Origin of the sequence: Mesorhizobium sp. ISC15, assembly GCF_037162615.1 — a bacterium.
GTDB classification, from domain to species: domain Bacteria; phylum Pseudomonadota; class Alphaproteobacteria; order Rhizobiales; family Rhizobiaceae; genus Mesorhizobium; species Mesorhizobium mediterraneum.
Genome location: NZ_JAVSPX010000001.1, coordinates 6,375,911 through 6,388,963 on the forward strand (window position 1 = coordinate 6,375,911; position 13,053 = coordinate 6,388,963).

Below are 13,053 nucleotides of genomic sequence, written 5' to 3' on the forward strand. Positions count from 1 at the left end.
TATAGTCAAGGTAGACATATTCCCTTATTGTCAAACCGAATATAATCGAGGCACCAATGGCTGGGGCGTTACCTATGGCTGCGTCCCTGTATGAGCGTGTCCGGCGGGTGATCCCTCCCGTTGAATGGCTCGCGTTCGCCGGCGATATTGAAGCCATCTTAGCGCTGAAGCGTGAGCGCAATGCGGTGGTGCTGGCGCACAATTACCAGACGCCCGAAATTTTTCATTGCGTGGCAGACATCGTCGGCGACAGCCTGGCGTTGGCCCACAAGGCGGTGACGGTCGACGCCGACATCATCGTGGTTGCCGGCGTTCATTTCATGGCCGAGACGGCAAAACTGCTCAATCCGAACAAGACCGTGCTCATCCCGGATCTCAGCGCCGGCTGCTCGCTGGCCGAATCGATCACGGCAGACGACGTGCGGTTAATGCGGCTGCGGTATCCGGGGGTCCCCGTTGTTACTTACGTCAACACTTCGGCCGCCGTAAAAGCGGAGTCCGACATCTGCTGCACGTCCGGCAACGCGAAGGCGGTGGTGGAATCGCTTGGCGTGGCGCGTGTGCTGATGCTGCCGGACGAATATCTGGCGAGGAACGTGGCAGCCGATACAGACGTCGAGATCATCGCCTGGAAAGGCCATTGCGAGGTGCATGAGCGCTTCACCGCAGCAGACATTCGGGAACTGCGCGATGCCCATCCAGGCGTCATCGTGCTGGCCCATCCAGAATGCCCACCAGACGTTGTCGCGGAGGCGGAGTTCTCCGGCTCGACCGCAGCGATGTCGGATTATGTCGAGCGGGAGAAACCGACGCGTGTCGTCCTTCTGACCGAATGTTCGATGAGCGACAACGTCGCGGTCGCGCATCCCGACGTCGAGTTCGTTCGCCCATGCAACCTGTGCCCGCACATGAAGCGCATCAACCTGGCCAACATTCGCGCCGCGCTCGAGCAGAACCGGCATGAGGTCCGGATTGATCCGGAAATTGCCGGCCCCGCCCGCCGCGCGGTCGAGCGCATGCTTTCCCTATGAGCCTGGAGGTTCGCGACATCGCCGGGGCGCCGGTCGTCATCGGCGGCGGCATTGCCGGCCTGATGACGGCGCTTCATCTGGCGCCGGAACCGGTCGTGCTTTTGACCAACGCGCCGCTTGGAACCGGAGCCTGCAGTGAGCTTGCCCAGGGCGGTCTTGCGGCAAGTCTCGGCGGCGACGACGGCCCGGATTTTCACCTTTGCGACACGATAGCTGCCGGCGACGGACTCTGCGACGAGGCCACGGTGCGGCGAGTGGTCCGAGCTGCACCCGAAGCGATTAGGACGATCCAAAGGTTCGGCGTCGCCTTCGACCAGCACCCTGACCGCGCGTTGCGACTTGGGCTCGAGGCGGCACACTCGCGACGGCGGATTGTGCATGCAGCCGGCGACGCCACCGGTCGCGAGTTGGTGCGCGTGCTCATCGCCGCGGTTCGGCGTACAGCCTCGATCACCACTATCGAAAATGTGGAGGTCCGCCGGCTGGTCGTGCAGGACGGGTCGGTCATCGCCGTGGTCGCCGCAGGACGAGCCGGCGCGCTCGCTCTGCCCACGCGTCGCGCGGTGCTGGCGACCGGCGGCGTCGGCGGGCTGTTTTGCGACACGACAAACCCCGCTGGCTCATGGGGTCACGGGCTGGCGCTCGCCGCATGGGCGGGGGCGGAACTCGCCGACTTGGAATTCATACAGTTCCATCCAACTGCGCTCGACGGTCCGCGCCGGCCAATGCCGCTGGTGAGCGAAGCCGTGCGTGGCGAAGGCGCGGTGCTTATCGATGAGCGAGGAGAGCGCTTCCTCGCTGACACACCTGGCGGTGAACTTGCGCCTCGCGACGTCGTAGCGCGCGCCATTTGGCACCAGCTTGCCGTTGGACGCCGCGTATTCCTGGATGCACGGCAAAGTCTCGGCCCGAGATTTGGCAAGCGTTTTCCAGGCATCGCCGAATTGTGCCGGAGCGCAGGGGTCGACCCCGCGACCGACCCGATCCCGGTGCGCCCGGCGGCACATTATCACATGGGCGGCGTCGCCGTAGACAGCGCCGGCCGCAGCTCCATCGAGGGATTGTGGGCCTGCGGTGAGGTCGCCTGTACCGGCCTGCACGGCGCCAACCGCCTGGCCAGCAACTCGCTCACCGAAGCGGCGGTCACCGCGAGCTGGGTTGCCGAAAGCGTTGCCGGCACGTCGTATACCCGGCGACCGCGCAGATGCTCCACATTCGTCCCTCCACGACCAGACGCTTCCGCGGTCCGCCCAATTGTCTCCGCCGCCCTGGGTATCATCCGCGACGGCGAGGCAATGCGCGAAGCGGTGGCGACCCTGCTGCCGATCGCAGCTGACAATGTCGCTGCCTCTGGTCCGGCTTTGGTCTCACTGATGATCGCCGTGGCGGCCCTGGGGCGGGAAGAGAGTCGAGGCGCGCACTGTCGGTCCGATTTCCCGCTCCACGATGCCGACGCGCGCCCATCACGGCTGACACTGCACAGCGCAATGCGGGCCGCGGCCGCACTCGATTGCCGGGCTACCATACGGAGCACCTGATATGATTTCATTCTCCCCCCTCCCCCCGACCCTGATCGAACCGATTGTGCGCGGTGCGCTCCTCGAAGACCTGGGCAGATGCGGCGACCTGACCAGCGATGCGGTTATCCCGCATGATTGCACTGCCACGTTGGTGCTCAAATCGAGGCAGGCGGGCGTCGTTGCCGGGCTCGATCTGGTCTCGTACGCCTTCCTGCTTGTGGAACCGGCGATCAACATCCAGATCTGGCGCCCTGATGGCAGCGATGTCGGGGCCGGGGAAACCATTGCAAGATTGTCCGGACCCGCGCGAGGCCTGCTCACGGCCGAACGCACTGCCCTCAATTTCTTATGCCGGCTGAGCGGCATTGCCACTGCCACAGCGGCGATGGTTGAGGCCGTGCGCGGTCACAAGGCGAGGATCGTATCGACGCGAAAGACGACGCCCGGCCTGCGGGTATTGGAAAAATACGCCGTGCGCGTCGGCGGCGGTGCCAATCACCGCTTCGGCCTCGATGACGGCGTGCTCATAAAGGACAACCACATCGCAATCGCCGGCGATATCCGCACAGCAATAGAGCGGGCGCGCGCCGCCGCAGGGCATATGGTGAAGGTCGAGGTCGAGGTCGACACGCTGAAGCAGCTCGATGCGGCGCTCGCGATTGGTGTTGACGCGGTGCTGCTCGACAATATGTCGGTCGAGGATCTTGCCCGCGCGGTTTCTATAGTGAGCGGCCGTACGATCACCGAGGCTTCCGGTCGGGTGACGCCGAAAACGGCGGCGGCGATTGCGGCGACCGGTGTCGATCTCATCTCCATGGGATGGCTGACGCACAGCGCCCCGATCCTCGACATCGGCCTGGACATGCCGGGCCACCAGAACATCTACAAGCATTTGAACTGAGGATTACGGCATGAGGAGCAACATCAGCTCGGCATGCGTAGGAAGGCGGTGGGAAGACGTGCCGCAGCTCGCCTTTTAGCGAGTGCGCTCCAAAGCCAAGTCGGACCGGGCTTGCCGGTCGACAGACTCCTTAAGGCGTACCGGACTAGCAACAAAAGGTTTGACGATGACGATTGGAATGAACTCGGAGTTCGACGTGAACCAGACCATGCAACCGGTCGATGGAACGCCTCCGCGATGGAACCGCAAAGAGGCCGAGGCCATCTACGGCATGCCGTTCAACGATCTGCTGTTCCTAGCTCAGACGATCCACCGCCAGAACTTCGATCGAAACCGAGTGCAGCTGTCGCGGCTCCTTAACATCAAGACCGGCGGCTGCCCCGAAGATTGCGGCTATTGCAGCCAGTCTGCGCATTACGAAACCGGGGTGAAGGCGTCGAAGCTGGTGGACGTCAAGCATGTCATCGACGAAGCGGCCAAGGCGCGTGATGGCGGCACAACGCGCTATTGCATGGGCGCGGCGTGGCGAAGTCCCAAGGAGCGCGACATGGACGTCGTGGTCGCCATGATCGAGGGCGTCAAGGCGCTCGGCATGGAGACCTGCATGACACTCGGCATGCTCGATCTTGAGCAAGCTGCTCGCCTGAAGCAGGCCGGTCTCGACTACTATAACCACAACATCGATACCTCTGAGCGCTACTATGGCGAGGTTATTTCAACCAGGACTTTTGCCGACCGGCTGGAAACGCTTGGGCACGTGCGCGCGGTTGGGATGAAAGTCTGCTGCGGCGGCATCGTCGGGATGGGAGAAGAAAAGACCGATCGCATCGACATGCTGGTCACGCTCGCGAACCTGCCCGAGCCGCCGGAAAGCGTGCCGATCAACATGCTTATTCCCATCGAAGGCACGCCGCTTGCCGCGGCCGACGCCATCGATCCGATCGATTTCGTCCGCATCGTTGCGCTCGCGCGGGTGATGATGCCGAAATCCTATGTAAGGCTGTCCGCCGGCAGGACGGCGATGAGCGACGAAACGCAGGCGCTGTGCTTCTTTGCCGGCGCCAACTCGATCTTTGTCGGCGACACGCTGCTGACGGCGGACAATCCCGGCGAGGACAAGGATAGCCTTCTGTTCCAGCGTCTCGGCATCGAGCCGATGGAACTCGCCACGCAATGAACGAGGCAATTCTTGCCCGCTACGACGCATCCTTGCGCGGACTGGCGCGCAAGGACCGGTTGCGGACGCTCGCACCGCGCGCTGGGCTCGACTTCTCGTCGAACGACTATCTCGGACTTGCCGCCTCCAAAAGACCTGGCGAAGCGGTTGCGGCGGCGATTGCGCGGGGTACGCCGGTTGGCGCCACCGGGTCGCGGCTGTTGCGCGGCAACGCACCGGAACATGAGCAACTGGAGGCGGACGCCGCGGCATTCTTCGGCGGCGACCGTGCGCTGTTCTTTGGCAGCGGCTACATCGCCAACTTCGCTCTTCTGACCGCGCTGCTGCAGAAAGGCGACCTGCTGGTCCTCGACGAACTCGCCCATGCCAGCATGCATGAGGGGGCACAGGCCGGACGCGCCGAGTTCAAGCTGGCCGCGCACAACGACGTCGACGCTGTCGAGGGCGCAATCACCCGCTGGCGCGCCGAAGGCGGCATGGGGCGAGTGTGGATCGCCGTCGAAAGCCTTTACAGCATGGATGGCGACCGTGCGCCGATGGAGAGCCTGGTCGCGCTGGCTGATCGGCACCAGGCATTCATCGTCTTCGATGAAGCGCATGCCACCGGCGTCTGGGGACCGGACGGCCGGGGACTGGCCGCCGCGTACCAAGGCCGCGACAACATCGTCACGCTCCACTCATGCGGCAAGGCGCTCGGCGCATCCGGTGCACTCGTCACCGGGCCGAGGACACTGTGCGATTATCTCGTCAACCGGTGCCGGCCGTTCATCTACGCCACCGCGCCCTCGCCGCTGATGGCGGTCGCGGCGGGCGAAGCGCTGACTATTCTGTCCGACGAGCCCATGCGCCGCGCTCAGCTGCAGGAACGCGTTGCCTGCGCCGGCCGCCAATTGGCCGAGCGCTGCGGCGTCGTACCCAGCGGCTCGCAGATCCAGCCATTTGTCATCGGCGACGTTGGGCGCACCATGGCGGTGGCGGCGGCCCTGCAGGCACGCGGCTTCGACATACGCGGCATACGTCCGCCGACGGTGCCCGAGGGCACATCGCGCCTGCGCATTTCGCTGACGCTCAACGTCGATGAGACCGACATTTCCGCCATGGTCGAGGCTCTCGTCGAGGTGTTGGCCACAGCATGACCAAACGCATCGTCGTCACCGGAACAGACACCGGAATTGGCAAGACAGTGTTTTCGGCCGGACTTGCCGGGCTGCTCGACGGCTTCTACTGGAAGCCGGTGCAATCGGGCCTCGACGAGGAGACTGACAGCGAGGTCGTCGCCCGGCTTTCCGGCTTGCCCGACGGACGCGTGCTGCCCGAAGTCTATCGACTGACGATGCCGCTGTCGCCGCATCGATCAGCCGAAATCGACGGCGTCGCGATCGAGGCCGACGATCTTTCATTTCCGGTCCTGCCGACACCGCTCGTCATCGAAGGCGCCGGCGGGCTGATGGTGCCGCTCAATCGACAGACAAGGTTCATTGACATATTCGAACAATGGCGGCTGCCGGTCATACTGTGCGCCCGCACCGCGCTCGGCACCATCAATCATACGCTGTTGTCGATCGAGGCCCTGAGAGCCCGCTCCATCCCGCTCATCGGCATTGCCTTCATGGGCGAAGAGGTGGCCGATACGCAAAGGACAATCGTGGAATTCGGCGGCGTGCCGCAGCTCGGCAGGCTGCCGCACCTCGGTCCGCTGACGGGTGAAACGTTGAGAGATGCAATGATTTCCGGCTTCGACCTGGCCATGATTGCCGGAGGCGACTGATGGCGCAGTCTCGAGTCTGGCATCCGTTCACGCAGCACGCGCTAGAGCCCTCGATCCCTGAAATCGTGCTGACTGAAGGCGCCTATCTCCACAAGGCCGACGGCTCCCGCATCCTGGATGCGATTTCTTCCTGGTGGGTCGTCACTCATGGCCACCGCCACCCCCGCATCATGAAGGCCATCGAGACGACCGCGTCGAGCCTCGACCAGATCATCTTCGCGGGCTTCACCCACGAGCCGGCCGAGCGCCTGGCCGAGGCGCTTGTCGGCCTCGCACCCGCCGGCCTTGACCGGGTGTTCTATTCCGACAGTGGCTCGACCTCAATCGAAGTCGCGCTGAAGATGGCGCTCGGCTATTTCCGCAACATCGGCGCGCCGCGTTCGCGCATCGTCGTCATGGAGCACAGCTATCATGGTGACACGATCGGGGCGATGAGCGTCGGCGCCCGTGGCGTGTTCAACGCCGCCTACGAGCCCTTGCTGTTCGAGGTCGACACCATCCCCTTCCCGGCCGCCGGGCGCGAGCAGGAAACGCTGGATCGGTTCGAGGCACTCTCCCGCGACCGGCGCGCCGCCGCGCTGATCGTCGAGCCGCTCGTGCTCGGCGCCGGCGGCATGCTCATGTATCCGGCCTGGGTTCTGACCGAATTGAAGAGGATCACTGAGACCGCCGGCACGCTGCTGATCGCCGATGAAGTGATGACCGGCTGGGGGCGCACCGGAACCATGTTCGCCTGCGAACAGGCGTCCGTCTCGCCGGACATCCTGTGCACCTCGAAAGGTCTGACCGGTGGTACCATCCCGCTGGCCGCCACGATCGCCACCGATGCCATCTTCCAGGCTCACTATTCCGAGGATCGCAAGAAGACGTTTTTCCATTCGAGCTCCTACACCGCCAATCCGATTGCATGCGCGGTGGCACTTGCCAATGTCGAGATCTGGCACGACGAGCCGGTGGCCGAGCGGATCGCGGCCTTGAGCGAGCGACAGGCCGCCGGGCTTCGACGCTTTCGCGACAACCCTCGCTTCACCGATTGCCGGACAACCGGCACCATCGCGGCACTCGACCTACGCACCGGCTCAGCCGGTTATCTGGCCGAGATCGGGCCAAAACTGCGCGGTTTTTTTCTTGAGCGCGGCCTGCTCGTGCGCCCGCTCGGCAATGTCCTGTACCTTCTGCCGCCCTATTGCATTACCGGCAACGAGTTGGATGGGCTCTATGACGCCATCGAGGAGGCCGGCGAACGCTTCGGCTCAAAGCCATGAGCCGATCATCGCGCATTCTCGGGCTTGGCCATCATGCGCCCGCGCGCAAGGTGGAGAATCCGGAAATCGAAGATCGTCTCGGGCTTGAACCCGGCTGGATCGAGCGGCGCACCGGGATACGGTCGCGCTTCTGGGCAGCGGATGAAGACACGCTGTCGGCCCTTGCCGCGCACGCCGGCGACATGGCGCTGACCAATGCCGGTATCGACCGCGGCGACATCGGCCTGCTGTTGCTCGCTACCTCCACACCCGATCATCTTCTGCCGCCAAGCGCGCCCCTGGTCGCACATCGGCTGGGACTAGGTCGCGCCGGCGCGATCGACCTGACCGGCGCCTGCGCCGGCTTCATCTATGCGCTGATGTTCGCCGACGGCTTCACCCGCCTGCACGGCAGGGCGGCCCTTGTCATTGCCGCCAACATCCTCAGCCGCCGCATCAATCCGGCCGAGCGCGCCAGCGCCGTGCTGTTTGCCGATGCCGCCGGCGCCGTGGTGATCGGCTCGTGCGACGACACTGACCGGGGCATTCTTGGCGCTTCGGTGGATTCCGACGGTTCGGGCTACGGGCTGATCCAGATTCCCGCCGGCGGAAGCAACACCCCGTTTCATGGCGACCTCGACCTCGAGCAGACACGGATGACGATCACTGACGGCCGTGAAGTGTTCAGCAAGGCCGTGGAGATGATGACCGCCTGCTCGAGAGATGCGCTCACTGCTGCCCGACTGAGGCCGCAAGACCTCGATCGTTTCGTGCCGCATCAGGCCAATGCTCGCATTTTCGAGGCGGTCGGCGGGAATCTCGGCATCGCAGATCACTTGATCGTCAAGACGATCGCCGAATATGGCAACTCTTCCGCCGCGACGATCCCGCTCTCATTGTCGCTCGCCCATCGGGCGCAGCCGTTTCGGCCTGGCGAGAAAGTCCTCTTGGCGGCAGCGGGTGCGGGTCTCAGCGGCGGCGCGCTTGTCGTGGGAATTTAGTAAAGCGACGCTTGCGCACAGGACTGCTCATGAATGAGACTATGAGAATGGCTCAATACGTAAATAGTCGCCGGCAAGCTCCATAGAGCTGGTTCCGTGCGGTGCTCCGCGATGTCTAAGTACCCAACAGCTTGCTCAAATCGCAGCGCTCATCGAAGGCCAGCAAAACCTCATGCAGAGCGAAAATCCTCAACCGCCCGTTTCAAAGACGCTGGCTCCATTTCGAAACAAGGTGTTTCGCTCAATTTGGACGGCCACCCAGATTTCCAGCCTGGGTTGGCTAGTGCAAACGGTCGCCATCAGTTGGCTTATGGCAACGATTTCTGCGTCCGACCTTATGGTTGCACTCGTCCAGGCCGCATCTACATTGCCGGTGTTCTTCCTCTCAGTTTTCGCCGGAGCCATTGCCGACAACTTCAGCCGCCGGTGGGTGATGTTTGCGGGACACTGCCTGATAGCATCGGCGTCGACGACGCTGATGATTTCTGTGGGTCTGGGATTTGTCAGTCCCTGGCTGATTCTCGGGTTAGGTTTCCTGGCCGGCTGCGGCTTTGCCTTGAATGATCCGGCCTGGCACGCTTCGGTCGGCGATATCCTTCACAAACGCGACATTCCGGCCGCAGTGACGCTTATGTCCGTCGGATACAACATTGTGCGCAGCGTTGGTCCGGCCTTGGGGGGCGTGATCCTGGCCGTCTTTGGGCCGCTGGCCGCTTTCGCCTTGGCTGCGGTGAGTGATCTGGCGCCTATAAGCGCGATATGGCGCACCAAATGGGAGGTCCGCTCTTCGCCTCTCCCTCGTGAGAGAATGACGACGGCAATTCATGACGGAGTGCGCTTTACGGCGATGTCTTTGGAGATCAGGGCAGCGACCGCCCGAGCAGCTCTTTTCGGATTGGCAAGCATCTCCATTCTGGCGTTGCTCCCTCTCGTCGTCCGGGATCAGTTGAAGAGTGGGCCAATTGTCTACGGTATCTTATTGGCCGGCTTCGGCATGGGTGCTTTCATCGCGGGCATGGGCAACGGCTTCTTGAGGAAGGTCACGTCTCAAAACAGGCTGGTGGCCTTCGCCTCTGTGGCTTGTGCAGTCTGTTGCCTCTCCCTTACCCTGACATCGTCGGTTCCTGTGGCGGCCATTTCGCTGGCGCTCGGCGGAGCGGGTTGGCTTATCACCTGGACGGGCATTGACGTGTCGGTGCAGTTGGCAAGCCCAAGGTGGGTCGTCGGCCGCACGCTCTCCATTTACTACGCCTTGAGCGCAGGCGGTATGGCTGCTGGCAGCTGGATCTGGGGTTCTGTCGCGCAAAACTATTCCTTGACCTCAGCATTGGAGGGCGCCGCGGGCGCTCTGTTGCTGGTTGCAGCTGCGGGGATCGTGTTGCCGGTCCGTCCCTGGGAAGAAACGGATCAAGAAAGTTCAGTTTTTCATCCGCCGGACGTGGCTCTCGATCTGAAACCCAGAAGTGGCCCTATCGTGGCCAAGGTCGAGTATTTGATATCGGAGGAAAATATCGAGGCCTTTCTGGGCTACATGCGCACGCGGCGACACGTCCAGAGCCGTGCCGGTGCACGAAACTGGACGCTCCAGCGAAATCTGCAAACACCGTCACTTTGGACGGAGACATTCCGCACCCCCACCTGGATGGACTTTCTCCGCCTAAATCATCGACTCACCGCAGCAGATAAGGAAGTCGGCCAGCATCTCCTGGCACTGCATGAAGGAGAGCTGCCTCCGCAGACAGTGCTTTCGATTGAACGAACGACTGAGGCAGCTCGTACCCGTACCTCGACAATCTTTTCTCGTCCTCCAAGATGACGCCATCAAGCTGCTATCCAGGGACAGGGTGGATCACCGGTGCTTTGCAGAGCACAGCCTCACACCCCGAGCAGCGTGCTTTGTGTGCGCTTTCGAGCGCACCCAGGCGAGATGATGGTGAACGCGGCGACAAGTGGAAGTCCCCTGCATGTGCTTGCGGAGCCTTCTGGGAGAGCCCATGCCGACCCGCGCCAAACAAGGTCTGACGCCTTCGGCCGCGGCCTCAACTCATCGATTCGCGAGAAAAGCATCGAATGCAGCAGCAACGGCGCGAACAACAAAGCGGTGCTCCGGCCGCACGCGGATGAAGCCGTTTTCGACGTCCACGATCCCCTCCTCAGCCACCGTCACCAAACGCTCAACTGAATCGAGAAAACGAGCTGGTTCGATTTCGTGGGCGGCACAGATGGTCGGCACGTCGGCCTCCAAATCGCACATCAGCCGCTCGATGATTGCTGCGCGCACCCGGTCATCGTCGGTCAGACGGTGGCCCTTTGATGTCGCCAGACGACCACTTGCGATGTGCCGGGCGTAAGAATCCCGTGCTACTTCGTTCTGAACGTACCCCTCGCCGACTCGGCCAATAGCCGACGCGCCGAAGCCGATCACGGTTTTGCAAGTATCGGCCGAGTATCCCAGCGAATTACGCCGCAGGCGCCCGGTCTTCTGCGCTAGCGCGAGTTCGTCGTCCGGCAGAGCGAAATGATCGAGCCCGATCTCCCGGTAGCCGGCGCCAACCAGTGTCTCGGCGACAGCTACAGCCTGTTCGGCGCGAGCATCGCCGTCCGGTAGACCTGCCTGCTCGATTAGGCGCTGATTCTTTATCACGGAAGGAATATGCACGTAGCCGAACACCGCAAGCCGGTTGGGGCGCATGGCGACCGCAGCCATCGCGGTCTGGATGCAGGACTGCAGAGTCTGTTTCGGGAGACCGAAGATGAGATCGAAGTTGATATGGCCAACGCCATGGCGGCGGAGATTTTCGACGGCAGCGGCCGTCTGCACCTTACTCTGGATCCGATTGATCGCCTTTTGCACATCGGGATCAAAGCTCTGCACGCCGATGCTCGCGCGGTTGACACCGGTAGCTGCCAAGGCTTCGGCCATTTCCGGTGTGAACGTTCGGGGATCGATCTCCAGGGCGATCGCAGCAGTTTTGCTGAAAGCGAAGTGGCGGCGTAGAAATTCCATCAGCGCCAAGTGCTCGGCTGGCCCGATAAGGTGAGGCGTTCCGCCGCCGAAATGCACGTCGCTCACCGGCAGCCCTTGCCGCACTTGCTCCGACACCAAACTGATCTCCTGACGCAGTACCGCCAAATAATTAAGGATCGGGCCGTTGCGACGGGTGACCGCGGTAGGGAAGCCGCAATACCAGCACATGGATCGGCAAAACGGAATGTGGAAATAGAGCGACACCGATTCGTCGGCCGGGAGGCCCCTCAGCCATTCCTCATAATCGTCAGCACCAACCGCCGCAGAGAAGTCTGGCACAGTCGGATAGATGGTATACCAAGGCGGCCGGGGGTCCCGGTACTTTGTCAGGATTGAGGTGTGCAAGGAGCTGTCGTCCCACGTCGCTGATCCATCATTGTTTCGTTGCGCGCTCGTCCTGTCTCTGACCTAAGTCAGTGCGTCCCGCTTTCTCCGCGTTTTCAAGGCGGAGGCGGCGATGTCGCAGTCTCGGTTGGACAGGACGGTATCAACCACGCCGGGGAGTGCGCGTGCCATGGTTCCGCCTGAGGTGATGGTGCGGTGCCGCATTCAACGTTTGAGTACGTGACGCCAGTGCAGTGTACTTGAGGCGTCTGGGGAAGAACTTTGCAATGCGAAATTCATGTCCGACGCCAAACGTCGCAACGCACCTGTCAAGCCTCGTTCAGACGCCATCCAGGTCCAGCCAGCGGCCTTCCTTGCCGGCCGAAAAACCATACCGGCTTTAGCCACCGAGACGCTCTAAAGCTGACGTCCGCTCATTTGATGAAAGGAAGGCGCCGCTAGGGGGTGCACAAGGCTCCCCAGCTTGACGTCGCTCGAGCGATGAGCGGCGGTGTGGCTTGTCGTCAAGCGCCGGGCAGCGTGCCCCCTACCGATATCCCGAAAAGATCGACCAAGATCGCCATCCCGACGCCACACGCGGTCTGGATGAGGCCGACCATGAAAATGCGATTGGCGCGTTCGTAGATGGGGCGGCGCAAGGAACTCATGTCGAGCAGCATGGACAGCGCTCTCATCTGCAGTGCGATGCCGAGCAGGATCGGCACTACGGCGAACAGATCGTAGAGTTGCCATGGCAAGGGGTTCGCCGCCCAATGAGTGAGGAAGCCGAGCGAAAAGGCAAGCAGGATACCCACGGCAGTGATTGTGCCGTTGCGGAAAATGGTCTCGATCAGTTCTTCCTTCGGATCGTGCTCGTCCAAGCGGCTTCCTTTCGTTGCTCTTTCCGTCGAGACTAAGTTCTCGAGAATGCTGTTCATCGCCAATTACTCGAGGCGAGCCGTAGGCAACCGTTTCAGGGTGCGCTCCCTTCTCGCTACCGGCCGCGCAATGTACCTGCACGGCGAACTTACAGCGGCGAAAAGGTGCTTCGGCCACCAT

The 13,053-nt window shown here is 62.5% G+C and carries 11 protein-coding genes; 9 read left to right on the top strand and 2 right to left on the bottom strand.

Going from position 1 to position 13,053, the window contains the following annotated elements; translation table 11 throughout:
- Window positions 1-56 precede the first annotated feature (56 nt).
- The 9 genes from nadA (at window position 57) to RPG13_RS30750 (ending at window position 10,458) form a co-directional block, all read left to right on the top strand.
- Window positions 57-1,031 (top strand): quinolinate synthase NadA, encoded by a 975-nt coding sequence (nadA, locus tag RPG13_RS30710; RefSeq protein WP_029354894.1) that lies wholly within the window; start codon window positions 57-59, stop codon window positions 1,029-1,031.
- Entirely contained in the window at window positions 1,028-2,569 is a 1,542-nt protein-coding gene (locus RPG13_RS30715; protein WP_029354892.1) for an L-aspartate oxidase, read from the top strand. Before nadA ends, RPG13_RS30715 begins: the two co-directional genes overlap by 4 nt.
- Before the next feature lies 1 nt (window position 2,570).
- Window positions 2,571-3,452, top strand: coding sequence for a carboxylating nicotinate-nucleotide diphosphorylase (gene nadC, locus RPG13_RS30720; protein WP_337126756.1), 882 nt, complete (start codon window positions 2,571-2,573; stop codon window positions 3,450-3,452).
- Between the two features lie 178 nt (window positions 3,453-3,630).
- The gene (gene bioB, locus RPG13_RS30725) at window positions 3,631-4,629 is read left to right on the top strand and encodes a biotin synthase BioB (protein WP_442921369.1); all 999 of its coding nucleotides are present in this window, start codon (window positions 3,631-3,633) and stop codon (window positions 4,627-4,629) included.
- Window positions 4,626-5,765, top strand: a complete 1,140-nt coding sequence (locus RPG13_RS30730) for an 8-amino-7-oxononanoate synthase (protein WP_337126757.1) — start codon at window positions 4,626-4,628, stop codon at window positions 5,763-5,765. The genes bioB and RPG13_RS30730 overlap by 4 nt, the downstream gene beginning before the upstream one ends.
- Window positions 5,762-6,397, top strand: coding sequence for a dethiobiotin synthase (bioD, locus tag RPG13_RS30735; RefSeq protein WP_029354884.1), 636 nt, complete (start codon window positions 5,762-5,764; stop codon window positions 6,395-6,397). The genes RPG13_RS30730 and bioD overlap by 4 nt, the downstream gene beginning before the upstream one ends.
- Window positions 6,397-7,662, top strand: coding sequence for an adenosylmethionine--8-amino-7-oxononanoate transaminase (locus tag RPG13_RS30740; RefSeq protein ID WP_337126758.1), 1,266 nt, complete (start codon window positions 6,397-6,399; stop codon window positions 7,660-7,662). The genes bioD and RPG13_RS30740 overlap by 1 nt, the downstream gene beginning before the upstream one ends.
- On the top strand, window positions 7,659-8,642 hold the full coding sequence (locus RPG13_RS30745) for a beta-ketoacyl-ACP synthase III (protein WP_337126759.1): 984 nt from the start codon (window positions 7,659-7,661) through the stop codon (window positions 8,640-8,642). The genes RPG13_RS30740 and RPG13_RS30745 overlap by 4 nt, the downstream gene beginning before the upstream one ends.
- 172 nt (window positions 8,643-8,814) lie before the next feature.
- The gene (locus tag RPG13_RS30750; RefSeq protein ID WP_337126760.1) at window positions 8,815-10,458 is read left to right on the top strand and encodes an MFS transporter; all 1,644 of its coding nucleotides are present in this window, start codon (window positions 8,815-8,817) and stop codon (window positions 10,456-10,458) included.
- A gap of 228 nt (window positions 10,459-10,686) precedes the next feature.
- On the opposite strand, the gene hemN is transcribed toward RPG13_RS30750, so the two are convergent.
- The gene (hemN, locus tag RPG13_RS30755) at window positions 10,687-12,015 is read right to left on the bottom strand and encodes an oxygen-independent coproporphyrinogen III oxidase (protein ID WP_337126761.1); all 1,329 of its coding nucleotides are present in this window, start codon (window positions 12,013-12,015) and stop codon (window positions 10,687-10,689) included.
- A gap of 503 nt (window positions 12,016-12,518) precedes the next feature.
- The gene (locus RPG13_RS30760) at window positions 12,519-12,875 is read right to left on the bottom strand and encodes a hypothetical protein (protein ID WP_091595902.1); all 357 of its coding nucleotides are present in this window, start codon (window positions 12,873-12,875) and stop codon (window positions 12,519-12,521) included.
- Window positions 12,876-13,053 lie beyond the last annotated feature (178 nt).

Bases quoted from the DNA above. Each gene is read 5' to 3' on its own strand.
- bioB (WP_442921369.1), top strand. From the start codon at position 3,631: ATGAACTCGGAGTTCGACGTGAACCAGACCATGCAACCGGTCGATGGA.
- nadA (WP_029354894.1), top strand. From the start codon at position 57: ATGGCTGGGGCGTTACCTATGGCTGCGTCCCTGTATGAGCGTGTCCGG.
- bioD (WP_029354884.1), top strand. From the start codon at position 5,762: ATGACCAAACGCATCGTCGTCACCGGAACAGACACCGGAATTGGCAAG.
- RPG13_RS30745 (WP_337126759.1), top strand. From the start codon at position 7,659: ATGAGCCGATCATCGCGCATTCTCGGGCTTGGCCATCATGCGCCCGCG.
- RPG13_RS30750 (WP_337126760.1), top strand. From the start codon at position 8,815: ATGCAGAGCGAAAATCCTCAACCGCCCGTTTCAAAGACGCTGGCTCCA.
- RPG13_RS30715 (WP_029354892.1), top strand. From the start codon at position 1,028: ATGAGCCTGGAGGTTCGCGACATCGCCGGGGCGCCGGTCGTCATCGGC.
- RPG13_RS30740 (WP_337126758.1), top strand. From the start codon at position 6,397: ATGGCGCAGTCTCGAGTCTGGCATCCGTTCACGCAGCACGCGCTAGAG.
- nadC (WP_337126756.1), top strand. From the start codon at position 2,571: ATGATTTCATTCTCCCCCCTCCCCCCGACCCTGATCGAACCGATTGTG.
- RPG13_RS30730 (WP_337126757.1), top strand. From the start codon at position 4,626: ATGAACGAGGCAATTCTTGCCCGCTACGACGCATCCTTGCGCGGACTG.